The sequence below is a fragment of the Providencia sp. PROV033 genome, assembly GCF_028484855.1.
GTDB lineage: Bacteria > Pseudomonadota > Gammaproteobacteria > Enterobacterales > Enterobacteriaceae > Providencia > Providencia alcalifaciens.
Window position 1 is genome coordinate 84,345 of record NZ_JAMPSW010000002.1, and the last position, 22,742, is coordinate 107,086.

Below are 22,742 nucleotides of genomic sequence, written 5' to 3' on the forward strand. Positions count from 1 at the left end.
TTTAGGAGAGCAGATTAATGGCACACAAAAAGGCTGGTGGTTCGACTCGTAACGGTCGTGACTCAGAAGCAAAACGTTTAGGTGTTAAACGTTTTGGTGGTGAAGCTGTATTAGCAGGTAGCATCATCGTTCGTCAACGTGGTACTAAGTTCCACGCAGGTAACAACGTTGGTTGTGGCCGTGACCACACTCTGTTCGCATTAGCGGACGGTAAAGTTAAATTTGAAGTTAAAGGTCCTAACAATCGTAAATTTATCAGCATCGAAGCTGAATAAGTTTTCTGACTTTTAATTTTTGAATTAAAGCCCTGCAAAAACCTTTTGCGGGGCTTTTTATATTCAGAATACGCCATCTCTGGGTAATACCGCCATTCGGCACTATAATGGCCAGCAGACGGAGAAAGAATTATGAAATTTGTAGATGAAGCCAAAATTTTGGTCGTGGCAGGAGATGGTGGCAATGGTTGTGTCAGCTTCCGCCGTGAAAAATATATCCCGAAAGGTGGACCTGACGGTGGTGACGGTGGTGACGGTGGAGATGTCTACTTACAGGCAGACGAAAACCTTAACACGCTGATTGACTATCGTTTTGAAAAATCATTTCGTGCAGAACGTGGTCAAAATGGTCAAAGCCGTGAGTGTACAGGTAAACGTGGTCAAGACATCACGGTAAAAGTCCCTGTAGGAACGCGTGTACGCGATCTTGGCACCAACGAAGTACTCTGTGACATGACTCGTCACGATCAACGCCACATGGTCGCTAAAGGCGGTTTCCATGGGCTTGGTAACACCCGTTTCAAATCTTCTGTTAACCGTGCTCCGCGTCAGCGTACCATGGGAACAAAAGGTGAAACGCGTGAGATCTTATTAGAATTGATGTTACTTGCGGACGTAGGAATGCTGGGGATGCCGAATGCGGGTAAATCCACCTTTATTCGCTCCGTATCAGCTGCAAAACCAAAAGTTGCAGATTATCCATTTACTACCTTGGTCCCAAGCCTGGGTGTGGTACGTATGGATAACGAGCAAAGCTTTGTAGTTGCAGATATTCCTGGGTTGATCGAAGGCGCGGCAGAAGGTGCGGGTCTGGGGATTCAATTCCTGAAGCACTTAGAACGCTGTCGTGTATTACTGCATCTTATTGATATTTGCCCAATTGACGAATCGGATCCAGTAGAAAATGCCAAGATCATCGTGGGTGAATTAGAGAAATACAGCGAAAAACTGGCACAAAAACCACGTTGGTTAGTCTTCAACAAAGTGGATATCTTAGGTGAAGAAGAGTCTGCAAAACGTGCAGCCGAAATTGCCAAAGGTATGGGCTGGGAAGATAAGTATTATATGATTTCTGCGGTGAACCACGAAGGTGTGAAAGCACTGTGTTGGGATATCATGGAGTTCATGAATACTCAGCCGCGTAATATGGCAGTTGAAGATGAAAATAGCCAACCAGAAAAAGTTGAATTCATGTGGGATGATTACCACAAAGAGCAGCTTTCTGGTGCTGAAGATCTTGATGACGACTGGGATGATGATTGGGATGAAGATGACGACGAAGGTGTCGAATTCATTTATCAAAAATAAGCATTCTTAAGTCACATAAAAAGGCACAACTTGCGAAGGTTGTGCCTTTTTTATTATCTAGATCCTAAAAGGATCTTTGATAGGATCAGTTCTTCTGATAGAGATCGCGATAAAGGCGGCTTTCAAAACGAACCAATGGTACCCGGCGGCTGTTGTATTGACTTTGTGGAACTGCATAAGCAGAAATAAACTGAACAAATGCCACTTTTTCGCCACTCGCAGTTGTGATAAAGCCTGCGAGGTTATAAACGCCTTGTAGTGCGCCTGTTTTCGCTGATACTTTGCCATTGACTCCAGCCTCATCCAAGCCACCACGATAACGTAATGTCCCGTCATGCCCTGCAAGTGGCAGCATTGAAATGTAATCGAGCTGCTGATCATTTTTCGCGATAAATTGCAAAACTTGCATCATTGTCGCAGGGGTGATCAAGTTATGGCGAGATAAACCAGAACCATCGACCATTACTGTGTTGCCCAAATCAATACCTGCTTTTTGTTTGAGAACTTGTCTAACCGCATCAGAGCCTGAGCGCCAAGTACCCGGTACACCATAATAATCCCGACCAATGGTTCTAAAAACAGTATCAGCAATCATGTTATCTGATTTTTTCAGCATGATTTTTAATAGATCATGCAGTGGCTTGGATTCTGTTTTGACGAGTACTTGAGACTGAGGTGTTGGTTGAGTTCGTTTTTTAACCGCTCCGGATAGCTCAATACCTGCAACCTGTAGTTCATTTTTGACGATAGCACCTGAGTAACTGGCACCATTTTGTACAGCAAATGCGAGTGGCAAGGGTTCGCTACGTTGGGTTAAGCAGCCTGTTAAGGTATAGCGATTCAATTCGCCAGGAACAACGTCTAACTCGCAGTAACGAGCTTCTGGTGAGCCTTTAGCGAGGGTTTTGACCTCACTAAACATATTAACGGGGTAGAAACTCGCTGTTTTGATATATGCCATCTCCCCAGCTTTATCTGATGGGTAAAGGGAAACAGAAAAACAGTTTCGATCAATAATTGCGGCAGCCGGCGGAGCACTAAAACACTGTGTCATGTCGTTCCATACCCAGCCAGGTGCTTTATCATGGCTAGCAAAAGCTGAAATATCGACAATAAGATCACCATCGACTTTATGTATGCCGATTTGTTTCAAGGCATTGACCATATTTCGAATTTGCTGGCGCGTTAAGGTTGGGTCTCCACTAAAACGGATCACCAAGTCCCCAGACAATGTATTGTTATTCAACTTTCCATTGGTTTCAAAGTTAGTCACAAAACGGTAGTCAGGACCAAGTTGTAATAATGCAGCAAGGGCAGTAACAACTTTTTGTGTACTGGCGGGCAGAGCCATCTGTTGAGCGTTATAATCGATAAGAGGGGTATTACTTCCTACTTTTTGCGCAACCAGAGCAAGGTTAGTGCCGTCAGGGAGATACTGCTTGTAATCATCGATAGGGATAGCAGAAGCTTGCGACGTGATGAAGGCAAGCCCTAAAGTGAAGATTAATTTTCTGGTTGATGTTAGTAGCGACATATATTTCACGCATTAGGGTAGACATAGTGCACATACTAAAGTGTAATGCCCAATAAAGTAAACGATGATCCGCTATTAACTCTCAGTTAAAATAGCGAACAGTATGATAAGATAAGTCATTAAGTTGGTCTGATTGAGTTATTGACACCCTAAGTTGTTGAACACCCCCTACATACCCTGGTGTTCGGTGTACTGTTGTTACAAAATCAGGAAGATACTTTTTTTTAGATAGGATTGAATTAGAGGTATTTATCAAATGAAACAGATTCCAATGACGGTATTTGGTGCTAACAAGCTAAGAGAAGAGCTCGAGTATCTGAAATCTGTCCGTCGCCCTGAAATTATTGCTTCGATTGCTGAAGCTCGCGAACATGGCGATTTAAAAGAAAACGCGGAATATCATGCTGCGCGTGAGCAACAAGGCTTTTGTGAAGGCCGTATTCAAGAGATTGAATCTAAACTTTCTCATTCTCAAGTGATTGACGTGACAAAAATGGCAAATAATGGTCGAGTCATTTTTGGTGCGACGGTTTCTGTATTGAATGTGGATACTGACGAAGAGTTAACCTATCGAATCGTAGGTGATGATGAAGCTGACATTAAAGTGAACTTAATCTCAGTGAACTCACCGATTGCACGTGGGTTAGTGGGTAAAGAAGTTGATGATGTCGTGACAATTAAGACACCGGGCGGAGATGTTGAGTTCGAAATTCTTAAAGTTGAGTATATCTGATTCCTATTTCCCTGAATTGGTTATATTATTTTACTGATTTAGAGAAAAAGGCCGCTGGCGGCCTTTTTCGTCATATAAAACATGCGTTCAATGGCATTTTTATATAAATGAGTAGTTATTATTTAGGTAAACTAATTTTGCGCTCTACTGATGGACGATAGAGAACAAGAATTTTACCGATAACTTGAACATTTGCTGCACCAGTTTCGCGAACAATCGCTTCAGCGATCAAATTTTTAGTTTCACGATCTTCGCCAGCGATTTTGACTTTGATAAGCTCATGGTGTGCTAATGAGACTTCGATTTCAGCCAAAACGCCCTCAGTTAAACCATTGTTGCCAATCATAACAACTGGGTTTAAGTGATGAGCGAGACTTTTTAGGTGTTGAATTTGTTTTTTGTTAAGATTCATCGATTTTTTGCTTGGTTAGTATTGAAAATGGCATATTCTACCGCCATCTGATTACTATCACCATCTATTAATCTTGTTTGATGGTAATGAAGCAGCTAATGATTACCCGAAAGTAATCCAGTAACAGGTTGGCAGCGCGTTAACACTTTCCCAGTAAACAGCGTTATTTATGTGACTTGGGTAGAAAAAATGAAGCTAACTCTCTGTAACTTGAAGAATGTCGGGAAATGTATTTCTATTAGTATAGTTGGAAAGTGCAATGGCCAATAAAAAACGTTCAGCAAGCTCCAGTCGTTGGTTGCAAGAACATTTTAGTGATAAATATGTTCAGCAAGCACAAAAGAAAGGGCTCCGCTCGCGTGCATGGTTTAAACTGGATGAAATCCAGCAAAGTGATAAGATTTTTAAACCAGGTATGACCGTTGTTGATTTAGGTGCTGCCCCTGGTGGATGGTCACAATACGTTGTTGGTCAAATTGGTCACAACGGTCGTATTATTGCTTGTGACTTACTACCAATGGATCCAATCGTCGGCGTGGATTTCCTTCAAGGGGATTTTCGTGATGATGCCGTGCTAGCTGCTTTGTTAGAGCGAGTGGGCGATAAAAAAGTACAAGTGGTTATGTCTGACATGGCCCCAAATATGAGCGGAACACCCGCAGTGGATATTCCCCGCTCTATGTATCTGGTTGAATTAGCATTGGATATGTGCCGTGCGGTATTGGCTCCTGGGGGAAGTTTTATCGTTAAAGTATTTCAGGGAGAAGGCTTTGACGAATACCTTAGGGATATCCGCTCCCTGTTTACGAAGGTTAAAGTTCGTAAACCCGAATCTTCGCGGGCACGATCGCGTGAAGTATACATTGTAGCGACAGGACTAAAACTATAGTACCCTGAGCGTTATTTGTTAACACAGTTGTAAGGTGAGGTTAATCCCTTGAGTGACATGGCGAAAAACCTAATTCTCTGGTTAGTCATCGCAGTTGTTCTGATGTCCTTGTTCCAGAGTTTTGGCCCAAGCGATTCGAATAGTCGCAGAGTTGATTATTCAACGTTTATCAATGAGTTAGCCCAGGATCAGGTACGTGAAGTTCGTATCACAGGTCGTGAATTGAACGTCAGAAAAGCGGATAACAGCCGCTACACTACTTATCTGCCTATGCAGGATGAGAAGTTGTTAGACACCTTGTTAAACAAGAATGTTACTGTCGTCGGTGAACCACCAGAAGAGCCTAGCTTACTGACATCTATTTTCATTTCCTGGTTCCCAATGCTGCTGTTGATTGGTGTCTGGATCTTCTTTATGCGCCAAATGCAAGGTGGCGGCGGTAAAGGGGCGATGTCATTCGGTAAAAGCAAAGCTCGTATGCTGACAGAAGATCAGATCAAAACAACATTTGCTGATGTTGCGGGCTGTGATGAAGCGAAAGAGGAAGTGGGTGAGATCGTAGATTTCCTACGTGAACCAGCTCGTTTCCAAAAACTCGGTGGTAAAATTCCGAAAGGTGTCCTGATGGTAGGACCGCCGGGTACAGGTAAAACATTACTCGCTAAAGCTATTGCGGGTGAAGCAAAAGTCCCATTCTTTACCATTTCTGGTTCTGACTTCGTGGAAATGTTTGTGGGTGTGGGGGCTTCCCGTGTTCGTGATATGTTCGAACAAGCGAAAAAAGCAGCTCCTTGTATCATCTTTATCGATGAAATCGATGCTGTTGGTCGTCAACGTGGCGCAGGCTTAGGCGGTGGTCACGATGAACGTGAACAGACACTGAACCAAATGCTGGTTGAGATGGATGGTTTCGAAGGTAATGAAGGTATTATCGTGATCGCGGCAACTAACCGTGCTGATGTTCTGGATCCTGCATTACTGCGTCCAGGCCGTTTTGACCGTCAAGTTGTGGTTGGTTTGCCAGATGTTCGTGGTCGTGAGCAAATCTTAAAAGTTCATATGCGTCGTGTGCCAATCGATCCAGCAGTTGATACTACGATTCTGGCTCGTGCTACCCCTGGTTTCTCGGGTGCGGAATTAGCAAACTTAGTGAACGAAGCGGCATTGTTTGCAGCGCGTGAAAATAAACGTGTTGTTACCATGGCTGAATTCGAAAGAGCACGCGATAAAGTATGGCTGGGTGCTGAGCACCGCTCACTGATGATGACTGAAGAGCAGAAAGAATCGACAGCCTATCATGAAGCTGGACACGCAATCGTTGGTTACTTAATGCCAGAGCATGACCCAGTGCATAAAGTGACAATTATTCCTCGTGGTCGTGCTCTGGGTGTGACTTTCTACTTACCTGAAGGCGACCAAATCAGTGCGAGCCGCCAGAAGTTAGAAGGAAATATCGCAAGTACATACGGTGGTCGTATTGCAGAAGAACTGATCTACGGTTATGACAAAATCTCAACTGGCGCATCAGGTGATATTCAGCAAGCAACCAGCACTGCGAGAAAAATGGTGACTCAGTGGGGCTTTTCTGACAAGTTAGGTCCAGTGTTATATTCTGAAGAAGAGGGTCCTGCATTCTTAGGCCGTTCAGGGCAGAGCTCAACTTACTCTGATGAAACTGCACGCATCATTGACGAAGAAATTAAAGCAATTATCGACCGTGGTTATCAGGTTGCACATAAAACCTTAACCGACAATATGGATATTCTGCATGCGATGAAAGATGCATTATTGAAATATGAAACAATCGATATGCCAATGATTGATGACCTGATGAATCGCCGCCCAGTACGCGCGCCAGCAGGCTGGGATGAGGATAAAAAAGTGAACAATGTTACAGGTTCATTTGGTGCTGCGGCTAGCACATCAAAACCTGAAGCAAAGCCAGCTGAGACTCAACCAGAAGAGCCAACTGAAAAATCAGATGAAAACGATTCATCCGATAATAACGAGAGCAAGCCACAATAAGCTGTCGTGATAAGTTGAATAATTAAAAACCCCAGGTTACTGGGGTTTTTTACGTTAAGGAAAAATAATCATGCATATTAAAGCCCGAGGTCGCCTCCTTGACTTATCAACCCCTCAAGTGATGGGGATTCTGAATGTTACTCCTGACTCATTTTCAGATGGTGGCACTCATAATCGTTATCACGATGCCCTCGACCATGTTGCTAAAATGGTCCAAGCCGGTGCAACAATTATTGATATCGGCGGCGAATCAACTCGACCAGGTGCTGCTGAAGTTTCGATTAGTGAGGAGCTCGATCGTGTTGTACCCGTGGTAGACGCTATTGCAAAGCGTTTTGATGTGTGGATTTCTGTCGACACTTCGAAAGCTCAAGTTATGGATGAAGCCGCAAAAGTAGGTATGCATATTATTAATGACATTCGTTCACTACATGAAGCAGGTTCCCTTGAAGTGGCTGCAAGGCTGGGGCTACCTGTGTGTATTATGCATATGCAAGGTCAGCCGAGAACAATGCAAGATGCACCAAATTATGTGGATGTTGTCAAAGACGTTAAAGATTATCTTGCCGGTGAAATTGAACGCTGTGTGGCGGCGGGAATTGATAAACAGCAAATAATCCTCGATCCAGGCTTTGGTTTTGGCAAGAACCTGTCGCATAATTACCAGCTACTAGCGCATTTAGATCAATTTCATGATTTCGGACTACCGCTCTTGGCAGGACTGTCACGGAAATCTATGATTGGACAATTATTAAATGTTCCACCTCAAGAACGTCTTGCGGGCAGCTTAGCTTGTGCCACCATTGCGGCAATGCAAGGGGCACAAATTATCCGAGTTCATGATGTGAAAGAGACTGTACAAGCAATGCAAGTCGTTCAGATGACTCTGTCAGAAAAGGAAAAATTAGCGTATGAGTAACCGTAAATATTTTGGTACTGATGGTATTCGTGGAAAAGTAGGCGACAGCCCAATTACTCCTGATTTTGTTTTAAAATTAGGCTGGGCCGCAGGTAAAGTGCTGGCTCGTCACGGTTCACGTAAAATTATCATTGGTAAAGATACGCGTATTTCTGGCTATATGTTGGAGTCTTCATTAGAAGCTGGTTTAGCTGCGGCAGGGTTATCCGCATCATTTACAGGCCCAATGCCAACACCAGCTGTGGCTTACTTAACTCGTACTTTCCGTGCAGAGGCAGGGATTGTGATTTCAGCTTCTCATAACCCTTACTATGATAACGGGATTAAGTTCTTCTCTATTGACGGAACTAAACTGCCTGACGAAGTTGAAGAAGCCATTGAAGCTGAAATGGAAAAACCGATCACTTGCGTTGAATCAGCAGAACTTGGTCGTGCGAACCGTATCGTTGATGCGGCGGGGCGTTACATTGAATTCTGCAAAGGGACATTCCCTAACGAACAGAGCTTAAACAGCCTTAAAGTGGTTTTAGATTGTGCGAACGGCGCCACTTATCATATTGCACCAAACGTTTTCAGTGAGTTAGGTGCTCAAGTCATCACTATGGGTTGTGATCCTAATGGGATCAACATCAACGAAGAGTGTGGTGCTACAGACGTTCGTAAGTTACAAGAGCGTGTGATTGCAGAAAAGGCAGATGTGGGCTTAGCGTTTGATGGTGATGGTGACCGGATCATTATGGTCGACCATCAAGGTAATAAAGTCGATGGCGACCAAATACTGTATATCATTGCTCGTGAAGCGCTGCGTCAAGGTCAGTTAAAAGGTGGCGTTGTCGGTACTCTAATGAGCAACATGGGTCTGGAAATAGCCCTGAAACAGTTAGGTATCCCGTTTGAGCGTGCAAAAGTGGGAGACCGTTATGTGCTCGAAAAATTACAAGAAAAAGGCTGGCGTATGGGGGCTGAAAACTCCGGTCATGTGATTTTATTAGATAAAACCACCACAGGTGACGGTATTGTCGCGGGTCTTCAAGTGTTAAGTGCAATGGTTCGTAACCACATGAGCTTACATGACCTGTGTAGCGGTATGAAGCTTCTACCTCAAATTCTTGTTAACGTGCGCTTTAAAGGCAAACACGATCCTTTGCAAAGTGAAGCGGTTGTTGCTGCGAATGAACAAGTTGAAAAAGAGTTAGCGGGTAAAGGGCGTGTGTTACTGAGAAAGTCCGGTACTGAGCCTCTGATCCGTGTCATGGTTGAAGGTGAAAACGAAGACGTTGTCACTGAAATGGCAAACCGCATTGCCGATGCAGTTAAAGCGGCCGGTTAATGTTGCACATTCTCCCTTATCGCGGATAAAAACTGACCTAAGGGAGAGAAATTACTAAGCTGAGTATGATATTTCGATGGTTTGCTGTTTTTTTCTTCAATTAGTCAAATGAAATCAAAATAGACTTGCTTGTCAGCTCAGCTTTGGTTAGTATTCGCACCTGCTCAATTCCGTAATAGTGTTTTGAGTAGGTGTGCAGTATAAGGGTCATAGCATAGGCTATGCGCCGTAACTGAATAGGTAACTCAAATGTATATAGCTCTTTTAGTTGTTTTCTTGCTCGCGGCTATCGGCCTGATTGGTCTGGTCATGTTACAGCAAGGTAAAGGTGCTGACATGGGTGCATCATTCGGTGCGGGCGCTTCTGCAACACTGTTTGGTTCATCGGGTTCAGGTAACTTCATGACCCGTATGACTGGAATCTTGGCTGCTGTGTTTTTCGTTATCAGTTTAATTCTTGGCAACATGACTGCCAACAAGTATGGAACTGGTGCAGGTAGTAAGTGGGAAAACATTAGCGAACCGGCAAAAGTCGAGCAACCAACAGACGTTCCGGCAGCACCAGCAACACCAACGAGCGATATTCCTCGTTAAGTGTGAAAGATTCCGGATGACCGCATTGTGTTCTCATCAATGTAGTCCCAACTAGCAGTAACGTAGTAAGAAGTTAAAAATTTGAGGTTATTGATTGATAAATTAGTAACCTCGCCTCAGTGCCGAGGTGGTGAAATTGGTATACACGCTACCTTGAGGTGGTAGTGCCTACAAAACGGGCGTACGGGTTCAAGTCCCGTCCTCGGCACCATTATTTTAGACGACTTGTGAAGTCACAATAGTCAGTGTAAAATAGTCACGTTTCGAACGCGGGATGGAGCAGCATGGTAGCTCGTCGGGCTCATAACCCGAAGGTCGTTGGTTCAAATCCAGCTCCCGCAACCATTTCTCTTAGTCAAACATATCTTGCAGCAACAATATCAGATATCGTTATCGTAATTTCTCATCGATTTATCTAGATTTTCAAGGTATACTAAGAGCACGGTAAACCCATGCACTATGGGTCCAGTTACAAAAGCCCCGAATTTCGGGGTTTTTTGTTATTTGACAATCGAATTAACTGGGCTTTATGCCCTTTTTTTATGTCTGGGGGTGGGCTTGTCCACATTAGAGCAAAAATTAACAGAGATGGTTTCGGCACCAGTGGAAGCACTAGGCTTTGAGTTTGTAGGCTTAGAATTTGTTCGCGGGCGTACGTCGACACTGCGTATTTTCATTGATAGTGAAGAAGGCATCACTGTTGATGACTGTGCTGATGTCAGCCATCAAGTGAGTGCAGTATTGGATGTCGAAGATCCAATTTCTGTGATTTATAACCTTGAGATATCGTCACCGGGTATGGAACGTCCACTGTTCACCATCGCTCATTATGAGCGTTTTATGGGTGAAGAAGTGGCTCTGTCACTGCGTATAGCGATGCAGAACCGTCGTAGATGGCAAGGAATTATCAAAGCCGTTGATGGTGAAATGATTACGGTTACTGTAGATGGTAAGGATGAGGTGTTCGCCCTCGGCAACATCCAGAAAGCTAACTTAGTACCACACTTTTAATTAAGTTCAATGAGGCAACTAGGATGAACAAAGAAATTCTGGCTGTTGTTGAAGCGGTTTCTAACGAAAAATCCCTCCCTCGTGAAAAAATCTTCGAGGCTCTGGAAACTGCGCTGGCGACAGCAACGAAAAAGAAATATGAGCAAGAGATTGATGTTCGCGTAGAAATCGATCGTAAATCGGGTGATTTCGATACGTTTCGTCGTTGGGTGATTGTTGACGAAGTCACAATGCCAACGCGTGAAATTACACTGGAAGCTGCACAATTTGAAGATCCTGCATTGCAGTTAGGTGAATACGTCGAAGACCAAATCGAATCAGTTGTATTTGACCGTATTACCACGCAAACCGCTAAGCAAGTTATCGTACAAAAAGTTCGTGAAGCTGAGCGTGCGATGGTGGTTGACCAATTCCGTGAGCAACAAGGTGAAATCATCACTGCTCAGGTTAAAAAAGTTAACCGTGAAAACATTACCTTAGATTTAGGTAATAACGCAGAAGCTGTGATCCTGCGCGAAGATATGCTACCACGCGAGAACTTCCGCCCTGGTGACCGTATCCGCGGAGTCCTGTATGATGTTCGCCCTGAAGCTCGTGGCGCACAGCTTTTTGTAACTCGTTCTCGTCCAGAGATGCTGGTTGAATTATTCCGCATCGAAGTACCAGAAATTGGCGAAGAAATCATTGAGATCAAAGCTGCGGCTCGTGATCCCGGTTCTCGTGCAAAAATCGCAGTAAAAACGAACGACAAGCGTATCGATCCAGTTGGAGCTTGTGTTGGTATGCGCGGTGCTCGAGTTCAAGCGGTTTCTAGTGAATTAGGCGGCGAGAGAATCGACATTGTGTTATGGGATGATAACCCAGCGCAATTCGTTATTAATGCTATGGCTCCGGCAGATGTGGCATCTATTGTGGTTGATGAAGACAACTGTACGATGGATGTTGCCGTTGAAAGCAGTAACTTAGCACAAGCAATTGGACGTAATGGACAAAATGTTCGCTTAGCGGCTCAGTTACTGAAAATCCACCGTGGTGATGACAAGTGGGAACTGAATGTCATGACAGCGGAAGAGCTGAATGCAAAACATCAGGCAGAAGCACACGCTTCTATTGAAACATTCACTAAGCATCTAGATATTGATGAAGAGTTTGCTACAACACTTGTTGAAGAAGGCTTCTCGACATTAGAAGAACTGGCTTACGTGCCTATTAAAGAACTTCTGGAAATTGACGGTCTTGATGAAGAAACCGTTGAAGTTCTACGTGAAAGAGCAAAAGCTGCCCTCACCACAATTGAACTAGCTCAAAAAGAGAGTTTGGGTGATAATCAGCCAGCAGAAGATTTGTTGAATCTTGATGGTATGGATCGTACTCTGGCCTATAATTTGGCTACTCACGGTATCTGTACACTGGAAGATCTTGCTGAGCAGGGCATCGACGACCTGATTGATATCGAAGGTCTGAATAATGAGAAAGCAGGTGAACTCATTATGGCAGCACGTAATATTTGCTGGTTCGGAAACGATGCGTAAACACTGTAGCAGGAAGGAACGGCATGACAGAAACTGTAAAATCACTGGCAACGGAAATTCAAACCACAGTTGAACGCCTGGTACAGCAATTTGCTGAAGCAGGGATCACGAAAGGTGCGAATGACTCTGTTAGCCAGACTGAAAAAGAAACTTTACTGAACCACTTAAACCGTGAACAAGGCGGAGCAGCGGGTCAGCCAAGTAAATTAACACTGCAGCGTAAAACTCGTAGTACGCTGAGTGTTCCAGTCACCGGTGGCAAAAGCAAATCGGTAAATGTTGAAGTCCGCAAAAAACGCACTTATGTGAACCGCGACGCTGAAGAAGCGCAAGCGGAAGAGCAGGCGCAGCGTGAAGCGGAAGAGCAAGCACAGCGCGAAGCTGAGGAACTGGCAAAACGTGAAGTTGAAGCGAAACGTGCAGCGGAAGATGCTGCAAAACGTGACGCTGAAGCTAACGCAAAACGTGAAGCCGAAGAGAAAGCAAAACGTGAAGCAGCTGATAAAGCTACGCGCGAAGTAGCGGAAAGAGAAAAAGTGAAACAAAGCGAAAATCAAAAACCAAGCAAAGCGGCGACAGAAAGTAACGCTGACAAACAGCGTCTTGAAGCCGAAGCTGCCCAACTGAAACGCAAAGCGGAAGAAGAAACTCAACGTAAAGTTGAAGCTGATGCGCGTCGTGTTGCTGAAGAAGCCCGTAAAATGGCTGAAGAAAAAGCGGGAGACTGGAACTCAGAGAGTAAATCTGAAGAAGACAGCGACTATCATACAACGACATCTACTCACGCTCGTGCGGCAGAAGATGAAAGTGATGAGAAAGAAGAAGGTCGTCGTTCACGTAACCGTACCGCAAAAGCACCTCGTCAAAAGAAAGGTAATAAACTTTCTGAAAAAGCGGATCGCGAAGAAGAACGCGCAGCTGGTCGTTCAGGTCGCTCTAAAGGTAAGCAACGTAAAGGTAGCTCTTTACAACAAAGCTTCACCAAACCTGTTGCAGCAGTAAACCGTGATGTCGTTATCGGCGAAACTATCACTGTTGGCGAATTAGCCAACAAGATGGCGGTTAAAGGCTCTCAAGTCATTAAAACGATGATGAAAATGGGCGCAATGGCAACCATCAACCAAGTGATTGACCAAGAAACTGCACAATTAGTTGCAGAAGAAATGGGTCACAAAGTTATTTTGCGTCGTGAGAATGAGTTAGAAGAATCGGTAATGAATGACCGTGACACTGGCTCCGCAGTAAGAGAACCTCGCGCGCCAGTTGTTACTATCATGGGTCACGTTGACCACGGTAAAACCTCTTTACTGGATTACATTCGTTCAACGAAAGTGGCATCAGGTGAAGCAGGTGGTATTACTCAGCACATCGGTGCATACCACGTTCAAACTGACAAAGGTATGATCACCTTCTTAGACACCCCAGGTCACGCCGCGTTTACATCAATGCGTGCTCGTGGTGCTCAGGCAACGGATATCGTTGTTCTGGTTGTTGCTGCGGATGATGGTGTTATGCCTCAAACAATCGAAGCTATCCAGCATGCGAAAGCAGCGGGTGTGCCAATCGTTGTTGCGGTAAACAAAATGGATAAACCAGAAGCTGACCCAGATCGCGTCAGAAATGAGCTGTCTCAGTACGGCGTTATTTCTGAAGAGTGGGGCGGTGACACTCAGTTTATCGGTGTATCTGCGAAAGTCGGTACCGGTATCGATGAACTGTTAGATGCTATTTTACTGCAAGCTGAAGTTTTAGAACTGAAAGCAGTCTATGCAGGCATGGCAAGCGGTGTGGTTGTTGAATCTTACCTAGACAAAGGTCGTGGCCCAGTTGCTACAATCTTAGTTCAAGAAGGTACATTGAACAAAGGCGACATCGTGCTGTGTGGATTTGAATATGGCCGTATTCGTGCAATGCGCAACGAATTAGGTAAGGAAGTGCTGTCTGCGGGGCCTTCAATGCCAGTTGAGATTCTGGGTCTGTCCAGTGTTCCTTCTGCCGGTGATGAAGCTACCGTGGTTCGTGATGAGAAGAAAGCGCGTGAAGTTGCCCTGTATCGTCAAGGTAAATTCCGTGATGTGAAATTAGCTCGTCAGCAGAAATCTAAACTGGAAAACATGTTTGCTAACATGGAAGAAGGTAAAGTTTCTGAACTGAATATTGTACTGAAAACTGACGTTCAAGGTACCTGTGAAGCTATCACTGACTCTCTGATGAAACTGTCAACTGATGAAGTTAAAATTAAAATCATTGGTTCAGGCGTGGGTGGTATCACCGAAACTGACGCAACTCTGGCAGCGGCTTCTAATGCGATTATTCTTGGCTTTAACGTCCGTGCGGATGCATCTGCTCGTCGTGTAGTTGAAAGCGAAAGTGTTGATTTACGTTACTACTCAGTTATCTATAGCCTGATTGATGAAATCAAACAAGCGATGAGTGGTATGTTGGCACCAGAATACAAACAGCAAATCATGGGGCTTGCAGAAGTCCGTGATGTATTTAAATCACCGAAATTTGGTGCAATTGCTGGTTGTATGGTTACTGAAGGTACCATCAAACGTAATAATCCAATTCGCGTTCTGCGTGATAACGTGGTTATCTACGAAGGTGAGCTGGAATCACTGCGCCGCTTTAAAGATGACGTTAGTGAAGTTCGTAACGGTATGGAATGTGGTATCGGTGTTAAGAACTACAACGATGTCCGTACCGGCGATATGATCGAAGTCTTTGAAGTTATCGAAGTTAAACGTTCAATCGACGGTTAATTTTGTGAGTACCCACGAAGTATCGTGGTGACAAAATAGTATTAATGAGGGGGCTATTGCCCCCTTTATTGTCAGGAGATTAACGATGGCAAAAGAATTCAGTCGTTCTCAGCGCGTAGCGCAAGAAATGCAAAAAGAAATTGCGATTATCTTGCAGCGTGAGATCAAAGATCCTCGTATTGGAATGGCAACCGTTTCTGGTGTTGAGCTGTCACGGGATCTGGCATACGGTAAAGTCTTTGTTACTTTCTTTAACTTTGCGAATGAAAAAAGTGAAGAAGAGATGGTGGCTGACGGTATCAAAGCCTTAAATGAAGCATCAGGTTTCATTCGTTCATTACTGGGGAAAGCGATGCGTTTACGTATTATTCCTGAATTAACGTTTGAATATGACAACTCATTGGTTGATGGTATGCGTATGTCTAACTTAGTCTCAAACGTGATCCGTAGTGACGAAGAACGTCGTGCTGGTACAGATAGTAAAGAGGAAAAATAATGGGGCGTCGTCGTAGCGGGCGCAATATTGACGGCGTTGTGCTGTTAGATAAGCCCACCGATATTTCCTCAAATGATGCGCTGCAAAAAGTGCGGCGCTTTTTCAACGCGAATAAAGCTGGGCACACGGGGGCACTTGACCCATTAGCGACAGGCATGCTGCCGGTCTGTCTTGGTGAAGCGACGAAATTTTCACAATTTTTACTCGACTCAGATAAACGTTATCGGGTGATTGCGCGCCTTGGACAGCGAACGGACACTTCCGACTCCCATGGCGAAATTATCTGTGAGCGTGACATTACCTTTACCGCGAAGCAACTCGAAGAGGCTCTAGAGCATTTTCGTGGTGATACGCTGCAAGTGCCTTCCATGTATTCTGCGCTGAAACATCAAGGGCGCCCACTGTATGAATATGCGAGAAAAGGAATTACGGTAGAGCGTGAAGCGCGTCCCATCACGGTGTATGAACTTCAGTTTATTCGTTGGGATAACAATGAATTAGAACTGGAAATTCACTGCTCTAAAGGCACCTATATTCGGACTATTATTGACGATTTAGGTGAAATGTTAGGATGCGGTGCGCACGTAACGTATCTGCGTCGTGTACAAGTGGCAAATTATCCTTACGATCGCATGGTCACGTTGGAACAATTAGCTGCTTTGCGGGCAAAAGTGGATGCGGGAGAAGGTTCATTTGAATCCTTGCTCGATTCGCTATTATTGCCAATGGATACCGCAGTGGTTCATTTTCCTGCAGTGAATATTACTGAGGAAACAGCCGCGTATTTTAAACAGGGTCAACCTGTACGTGGTGATGTAAAAGACCTAGTGGAAGGCGACATGATCCGCGTCACTTGTGGTTCAGAGCAGCGGTTTATCGGTATTGCTTTGATTAGTGAAGATGGACGTATTGCACCGAAGCGTTTGGTCGTTGAAAATGAACCGTCCGCATAATGGCGCTTATTGCTTTGCTGCCCTAAGCAGCGTAGAATGACGGCGCTAAATCTTGAGATGCTAAATTAGAGATTGGCTCTCATCACTTAAATTTATATTATTTTGGAGTTTATTATGTCTCTAAGTACTGAAGCGAAAGCGAAAATCGTTGCTGAATTCGGCCGCGGTGAAAACGACACGGGTTCAAGCGAAGTTCAAATCGCTCTGTTAACTGCACAAATCAACCATCTGCAAGGTCACTTCTCCGAGCACAAAAAAGATCACCACAGCCGTCGTGGTCTGCTGCGTATGGTTGCTCAGCGTCGTCGTTTACAAGCTTACCTGAAAGGTAAAGATATCGCACGTTACACAGCGCTGATCGAGCGTCTGGGTCTGCGTCGTTAATCTTGTCAGTTTCAGAGGAAAGGGGCCAAATGGCCCCTTTTCTTCTAAAAATTAGTTGAAAGTTGAAGTAATACTCGAATTATACTTAACTAAAATGTTAAGCTATTATCGATAATTGACTGTTTTAATTAAAACCACTTAAAACTACATCCGTATTCGCGCGACTAATGAGAGAATTGATGATCGGAATATCAATCCTCTCATTAGTCGCGAGGCTGTAGTCAGAAAATAAACCATGCTACGTGAGAATCTCTCGTAGCCTTACAAAAAGGGTAATATTTTGTTAAATCCTATTGTTCGTAAGTTCCAGTATGGCCAGCATACCGTAACATTAGAAACAGGCATGATCGCACGCCAAGCAACGGCGGCGGTGATGGTAAACATGGATGACACTGCAGTATTCGTGACTGCTGTGGCACAGAAAAAAGTTAAAGAAGGGCAAGATTTCTTCCCTTTAACGGTTAACTACCAAGAGCGTACTTACGCTGCAGGTCGTATCCCAGGTAGCTTCTTCCGTCGTGAAGGCCGTCCTGGTGAAGGCGAAACTTTAGTTGCACGTCTGATTGACCGTCCATTACGTCCTCTGTTCCCAGAAGGCTTCCTGAACGAAATTCAAATCATCGCTACCGTTGTTTCTGTTAACCCACAAGTTAACCCAGATATCGTTGCGATGATCGGTGCATCTGCTGCACTGGCACTGTCTGGTGTTCCATTCAATGGTCCTATCGGTGCTGCACGTGTTGGTTTTATCAATGACCAATATGTTCTGAACCCAACTGCTGATGAATTAAAATCAAGCCGTCTGGATTTAGTCGTTGCAGGTACTGACAGCGCAGTATTAATGGTTGAATCAGAAGCTGAACTGTTAAGCGAAGAGCAAATGCTGGGTGCAGTTGTATTTGGTCATGACCAACAACAAGTTGTTATCCAGAATATCAACGAATTAGTGAAAGAAGCGGGCAAAGAGAAGTGGGATTGGCAGCCAGAGCCAGTTAACCAAGCTCTGCACGACCGTGTTGCTGCACTGGCTGAAAGCCGTATGGGCGATGCTTACCGTATCACTGAAAAACAAGAGCGTTATGCTCAAGTTGACTTGATCAAAGACGAAGTGATTGGCGCGTTGGTTGCTGAAGACGAAAATGTTGATGTTTCTGAAGTGTCAGATATTCTTGCTCACTTAGAAAAACAAGTTGTTCGTAGCCGCGTAATCCGTGGTGAGCCGCGTATTGATGGTCGTGAAAAAGATATGGTTCGTGCATTAGACGTTCGTACTGGTGTTCTGCCACGTACTCACGGTTCTGCACTGTTCACCCGCGGTGAAACTCAGGCACTGGTTACTGCAACATTAGGTACAGAGCGTGATGCACAAGTTATCGACCAATTAATGGGCGAATACACTGACCGCTTCTTATTCCACTACAACTTCCCTCCATACTCTGTTGGTGAGACTGGTATGGTTGGTTCACCTAAACGTCGTGAAATTGGTCACGGTCGCTTAGCGAAACGTGGTGTGCTGGCAGTTATGCCTTCACAAGCAGAATTCCCGTACACTGTACGTGTGGTTTCTGAAATCACGGAATCTAACGGTTCTTCTTCAATGGCATCGGTATGTGGTGCATCTCTGGCTCTGATGGATGCTGGTGTGCCAATTAAAGCTGCTGTTGCGGGTATCGCAATGGGTCTGGTGAAAGAAGGTGACGATTTCGTTGTCCTGTCTGACATCTTAGGTGATGAAGACCACTTAGGTGATATGGACTTTAAAGTAGCGGGTAGCCGTGACGGTATCAGCGCACTGCAAATGGATATCAAAATCGAAGGTATCACTCGCGAAATCATGCAAGTTGCTCTGAACCAAGCTAAAGGTGCGCGCCTGCATATCCTTAGCACAATGGAACAAGCAATCAATAGCCCGCGTGAAGAGATCTCTGAATTTGCTCCACGTATTTACACCATTCGCATCAACCCAGACAAGATCAAAGATGTCATCGGTAAAGGTGGTTCTGTAATCCGTGCATTAACGGAAGAAACAGGTACAACGATCGAGATCGAAGATGATGGTACTGTGAAGATCGCTGCGACTGATGGTCTGAAAGCGAAAGAAGCGATTCGTCGTATTGAAGACATTACCGCAGAAGTTGAAGTGGGTCGTATTTACCAAGGTAAAGTGACTCGTATCGTTGATTTCGGTGCATTCGTTGCTATCGGTGGCGGTAAAGAAGGTCTGGTTCACATTTCTCAAATCGCTGACAAGCGTGTAGAGAAAGTGACTGATTACCTGCAAATGGGTCAAGAAGTTCCTGTTAAGGTGTTAGAAATCGACCGTCAAGGCCGTATTCGCCTGAGCATGAAAGAAGCTGTCGCTGGTGAAGAAGCTCCAGTACAGCAGGAATCAGCAGAATAAGCTGACCTAAAGTGTAGCGCCTGATAAACTTGGGCGCTATCAGCCTAAATTTGCTGACTAGTGGTAATGTAAGGGCGTAGTATGCAGAACTGTATTAACTTTCGTTTTTTAGATAGTCGCACCTTAGTTCGTGTGCTATCGGCGTTTATCTTTTTTATTATTATTGGATGTAGTAATAAAGATTGGCGTAAAAACGAGGTTTTCGCGGTTCCATTGCAGCCTTCATTGCAACAAGAAGTGATTCTGGCTCGTATGGAACAAATCCTTGCGAGCCGATCTTTAACCGATGATGAATACGCGCAGCTTTTATATGAGCGCGGAGTATTGTATGATAGTCTCGGTTTAAGGGCGCTGGCACGTAATGATTTTTCAACTGCGTTGTCAATCCGTCCGGATATTCCTGAAATCTTTAACTTTTTAGGAATATATTTTACGCAGGCTGGCAACTATGATGCCGCCTATGAAGCGTTTGATTCTGTTTTAGAGCTTGATCCAACTTACAATTTCGCGCGTATGAATCGTGGCATCGCATTATATTACGGTGGACGATACAAATTAGCGCAGGATGATCTGCTGGCGTATTATCAGATAGATCCAAATGATCCTTTTCGTACTCTATGGCTTTATCTCGTAGAAAAAGACATAGACCCGCGTATGGCGCAAGACAATCTTGCAGCCCGCTACAATCAAGCGGAGAAAGGGCAATGGGGCTGGAATATCGTAGAATTCTATCTTGGCAATATCAATGAAACAACATTGATGGAGCGTTTGAAAGAGACATCTACGGATAACACTTCGCTCGCTGAGCATCTCAGTGAAACTAACTTCTATTTAGGTAAGCATTACCTAAGTCTGGGGGATAAGGATAGCGCGGCTGCGTTATTCAAACTGACGGTAGCTAACAACGCACACAGCTTTGTTGAGCACCGCTACGCATTGTTGGAATTGGCGCTGTTAGGCCAAGAACAAGACGACCTATTAGAATCGGGCCAGCAATAGCTGACGAACATTTCTCTATCAATTCTTAAACCATCATCCATCATGGGTGAGGGTTTATTTGTTCGTTTAATAACACAATTTGAGCCAGTTCACATTTTAAATGATAATGACCGAAATGATTTTCGCTCCGTTATGTAAACTGGCCGCCATTAAGTATGAGGCACCTTTACATGACGACTGAGACCGATATGTCTTTTGCTGATCTAGGTTTATCAGCATCTATTTTGAACGCACTAAGCGACCTGGGATACGAAAAACCATCTCCAATCCAGCAGCAATGTATTCCATTGTTATTGGATGGTAACGATGTATTAGGTATGGCACAAACTGGTAGTGGTAAAACCGCTGCATTCAGCTTGCCATTACTGCACAACATCGACGCTGATCTAAAAGCGCCACAAATTTTAGTTCTTGCACCAACTCGTGAGTTGGCAGTACAAGTTGCTGAAGCAATGAGCGATTTCTCTAAACATATGAACCGTGTAAACGTGGTTGCCCTGTACGGCGGTCAACGTTATGACGTTCAGCTTCGCGCATTACGCCAAGGACCACAAGTGGTCGTAGGAACTCCGGGTCGTCTGCTTGACCACCTGAAGCGCGGTACTTTAGACCTTTCTAACTTGAAAGGCTTAGTATTAGACGAAGCTGATGAAATGCTGCGTATGGGCTTCATTGAAGATGTTGAAAACATCATGAGCCAAATCCCAGCAGAACACCAAACTGCGCTGTTCTCGGCAACAATGCCAGAACCAATCCGTCGTATTACTCGTCGCTTTATGAAAGATCCTAAAGAGATCCGCATTCAGGCGAGCATTACTACCCGTCCAGACATCGCTCAAAGCTACTGGACTGTTTACGGTATGCGTAAAAATGAAGCGCTGGTGCGTTTCTTAGAAGCTGAAGATTTCGATGCAGCGATTATTTTCGTTCGTACGAAAAACGCAACGTTAGAAGTTGCAGAAACTCTTGAGCGTAATGGCTACAACAGTGCGGCACTGAATGGTGACATGAACCAAGCACTGCGTGAGCAAACATTAGAGCGTTTAAAAGACGGTCGTTTAGATATCCTGATCGCAACTGACGTTGCAGCACGTGGTCTGGATGTTGAGCGTATCAGCTTAGTCGTTAACTACGACATCCCAATGGATGCAGAATCTTACGTCCACCGTATCGGTCGTACTGGCCGTGCAGGTCGTGCGGGTCGCGCATTACTGTTTGTTGAAAACCGTGAGCGTCGCTTGCTGCGTAACGTTGAACGTACGATGAAGCTGACTATTCCTGAAGTTGAGCTGCCAGATGCAGATCTGTTAAGCCAACGTCGTCAGGCTAAATTTGCTGAACAAATTCAACAGCAATTAGAAAGCAGCGACTTAGATCAGTACCGTTCACTGTTAGCGAAAATGTCTCCATCGGAAGATGTTGATATGGAAACCTTAGCAGCAGCATTACTGAAAATGGCTCAAGGCGAACGCGCTCTGATCCTGCCACCAGATGCACCGCGTCGTCCACGTCGTGAATTCAACGACCGTGATGACCGTCGTGGTAATGACCGTCGTAACAGCAACGGTAATGGTTTTGACCGTGCAGAACGCGGTGATCGTGGCGCTCGTCGTGAACGTCGTGATGTTGGCGATATGGAAATGTACCGTATCGAAGTGGGTCGTGATGACGGTGTTGAAGTTCGTCATATCGTTGGTGCGATTGCTAACGAAGCGGATATCAGCAGCCGTTACATTGGTAACATCAAATTGTACGGAACTCACTCTACAATTGAATTACCAAAAGGTATGCCAGCTGACGTGTTAACTCACTTAAGCCGTGCACGTATCCTGAACAAACCAACTCAAATGCAACTGATCGGTGATGCTCAGCCATTTGAACGCCGTGGTGGCGGTGAGCGTCGTGGTGGCCCACGTCGTGAAGGTGGTAGCGAAGGTGGCTTCGGTGCAGGTCGTCGCAATGACCGTGGTGGCGATCGTGATGGTCGTCGTGGCGGTGGAGACCGTGAAGGTTTCAGCGGCAACCGTCGTGGTGGAAATCGTGATGGTGCTAACCGTGGTGAGCGTGGTAACTCAGCACCACGCCAAGAAGGTAACAATGCAGCACCACGTCGTCGTAGCAGCAGCCACAACGCATAATAGCGCTATCCAGCCACGTAAATGTGGCTGAGATAAACACAAAAAAC

At 44.9% G+C, this 22,742-nt stretch carries 19 protein-coding genes and 2 tRNA genes; 19 read left to right on the plus strand and 2 right to left on the minus strand.

Translation table 11 applies throughout. The features are described from left to right. The first annotated feature begins 17 nt into the window (after window positions 1-17). Both rpmA and cgtA read left to right on the plus strand, forming a co-directional pair. The gene (rpmA, locus tag PSF16_RS00960) at window positions 18-275 is read left to right on the plus strand and encodes a 50S ribosomal protein L27 (protein ID WP_004905922.1); all 258 of its coding nucleotides are present in this window, start codon (window positions 18-20) and stop codon (window positions 273-275) included. A 132-nt stretch (window positions 276-407) separates the two neighbouring features. Further along, complete coding sequence (cgtA, locus tag PSF16_RS00965; RefSeq protein WP_006658012.1) at window positions 408-1,583, plus strand: Obg family GTPase CgtA; 1,176 nt, start codon at window positions 408-410, stop codon at window positions 1,581-1,583. Between the two features lie 85 nt (window positions 1,584-1,668). On the opposite strand, the gene dacB is transcribed toward cgtA, so the two are convergent. After that, on the minus strand, window positions 1,669-3,117 hold the full coding sequence (gene dacB / locus PSF16_RS00970; protein WP_006662408.1) for a serine-type D-Ala-D-Ala carboxypeptidase: 1,449 nt from the start codon (window positions 3,115-3,117) through the stop codon (window positions 1,669-1,671). A gap of 256 nt (window positions 3,118-3,373) precedes the next feature. Here dacB and greA point away from each other — a divergent pair, with 256 nt between their 5' ends. Next, on the plus strand, window positions 3,374-3,850 hold the full coding sequence (gene greA, locus PSF16_RS00975) for a transcription elongation factor GreA (RefSeq protein ID WP_006658014.1): 477 nt from the start codon (window positions 3,374-3,376) through the stop codon (window positions 3,848-3,850). A gap of 118 nt (window positions 3,851-3,968) precedes the next feature. Here the strand turns inward: greA and yhbY are convergent, their stop codons facing one another. Continuing rightward, window positions 3,969-4,262 (minus strand): ribosome assembly RNA-binding protein YhbY, encoded by a 294-nt coding sequence (yhbY, locus tag PSF16_RS00980; RefSeq protein WP_006658015.1) that lies wholly within the window; start codon window positions 4,260-4,262, stop codon window positions 3,969-3,971. 259 nt (window positions 4,263-4,521) lie between these two features. Between yhbY and rlmE the strand changes: the two genes are divergently transcribed. The 16 genes from rlmE (at window position 4,522) to PSF16_RS01060 (ending at window position 22,695) form a co-directional block, all read left to right on the plus strand. Beyond that, window positions 4,522-5,151 (plus strand): 23S rRNA (uridine(2552)-2'-O)-methyltransferase RlmE, encoded by a 630-nt coding sequence (gene rlmE / locus PSF16_RS00985; RefSeq protein WP_006658016.1) that lies wholly within the window; start codon window positions 4,522-4,524, stop codon window positions 5,149-5,151. A 57-nt stretch (window positions 5,152-5,208) separates the two neighbouring features. Then, window positions 5,209-7,176, plus strand: a complete 1,968-nt coding sequence (ftsH, locus tag PSF16_RS00990) for an ATP-dependent zinc metalloprotease FtsH (protein WP_036967645.1) — start codon at window positions 5,209-5,211, stop codon at window positions 7,174-7,176. A gap of 70 nt (window positions 7,177-7,246) precedes the next feature. Beyond that, a complete protein-coding gene (gene folP / locus PSF16_RS00995; protein WP_006658018.1) occupies window positions 7,247-8,095 on the plus strand; it encodes a dihydropteroate synthase in 849 nt (282 codons plus the stop codon). After that, window positions 8,088-9,425 carry a phosphoglucosamine mutase gene (gene glmM, locus PSF16_RS01000; RefSeq protein ID WP_006658019.1) on the plus strand — a complete coding sequence of 446 codons (1,338 nt, stop codon included), beginning with the start codon at window positions 8,088-8,090 and terminating at the stop codon, window positions 9,423-9,425. The genes folP and glmM overlap by 8 nt, the downstream gene beginning before the upstream one ends. A gap of 249 nt (window positions 9,426-9,674) precedes the next feature. Next, entirely contained in the window at window positions 9,675-10,019 is a 345-nt protein-coding gene (secG, locus tag PSF16_RS01005; protein ID WP_006658020.1) for a preprotein translocase subunit SecG, read from the plus strand. 121 nt (window positions 10,020-10,140) lie between these two features. Then, window positions 10,141-10,230: transfer RNA gene (locus tag PSF16_RS01010), tRNA-Leu, on the plus strand. Between the two features lie 57 nt (window positions 10,231-10,287). Beyond that, window positions 10,288-10,364 (plus strand) — tRNA-Met (locus PSF16_RS01015). A 213-nt stretch (window positions 10,365-10,577) separates the two neighbouring features. Beyond that, window positions 10,578-11,030: a ribosome maturation factor RimP gene (rimP, locus tag PSF16_RS01020; RefSeq protein ID WP_006662411.1), complete on the plus strand. Its 453-nt coding sequence runs from the start codon at window positions 10,578-10,580 to the stop codon at window positions 11,028-11,030. A gap of 23 nt (window positions 11,031-11,053) precedes the next feature. Continuing rightward, window positions 11,054-12,562, plus strand: a complete 1,509-nt coding sequence (nusA, locus tag PSF16_RS01025; RefSeq protein ID WP_006662412.1) for a transcription termination factor NusA — start codon at window positions 11,054-11,056, stop codon at window positions 12,560-12,562. Window positions 12,563-12,585: 23 nt separating this feature from the next. Continuing rightward, on the plus strand, window positions 12,586-15,324 hold the full coding sequence (gene infB / locus PSF16_RS01030; protein WP_272688634.1) for a translation initiation factor IF-2: 2,739 nt from the start codon (window positions 12,586-12,588) through the stop codon (window positions 15,322-15,324). 85 nt (window positions 15,325-15,409) lie between these two features. Continuing rightward, window positions 15,410-15,820 (plus strand): 30S ribosome-binding factor RbfA, encoded by a 411-nt coding sequence (rbfA, locus tag PSF16_RS01035; RefSeq protein WP_006657961.1) that lies wholly within the window; start codon window positions 15,410-15,412, stop codon window positions 15,818-15,820. Then, window positions 15,820-16,773, plus strand: a complete 954-nt coding sequence (truB, locus tag PSF16_RS01040) for a tRNA pseudouridine(55) synthase TruB (RefSeq protein WP_272688635.1) — start codon at window positions 15,820-15,822, stop codon at window positions 16,771-16,773. The genes rbfA and truB overlap by 1 nt, the downstream gene beginning before the upstream one ends. Window positions 16,774-16,887: 114 nt before the next feature. Continuing rightward, window positions 16,888-17,157, plus strand: coding sequence for a 30S ribosomal protein S15 (rpsO, locus tag PSF16_RS01045; protein WP_006814502.1), 270 nt, complete (start codon window positions 16,888-16,890; stop codon window positions 17,155-17,157). Window positions 17,158-17,437: 280 nt separating this feature from the next. Then, window positions 17,438-19,558: a polyribonucleotide nucleotidyltransferase gene (gene pnp / locus PSF16_RS01050; protein WP_272688636.1), complete on the plus strand. Its 2,121-nt coding sequence runs from the start codon at window positions 17,438-17,440 to the stop codon at window positions 19,556-19,558. Window positions 19,559-19,639: 81 nt separating this feature from the next. Further along, window positions 19,640-20,557 (plus strand): lipoprotein NlpI, encoded by a 918-nt coding sequence (gene nlpI, locus PSF16_RS01055; protein ID WP_006657957.1) that lies wholly within the window; start codon window positions 19,640-19,642, stop codon window positions 20,555-20,557. A gap of 170 nt (window positions 20,558-20,727) precedes the next feature. Beyond that, on the plus strand, window positions 20,728-22,695 hold the full coding sequence (locus tag PSF16_RS01060) for a DEAD/DEAH family ATP-dependent RNA helicase (RefSeq protein ID WP_006662415.1): 1,968 nt from the start codon (window positions 20,728-20,730) through the stop codon (window positions 22,693-22,695). Window positions 22,696-22,742: the final 47 nt, after the last annotated feature.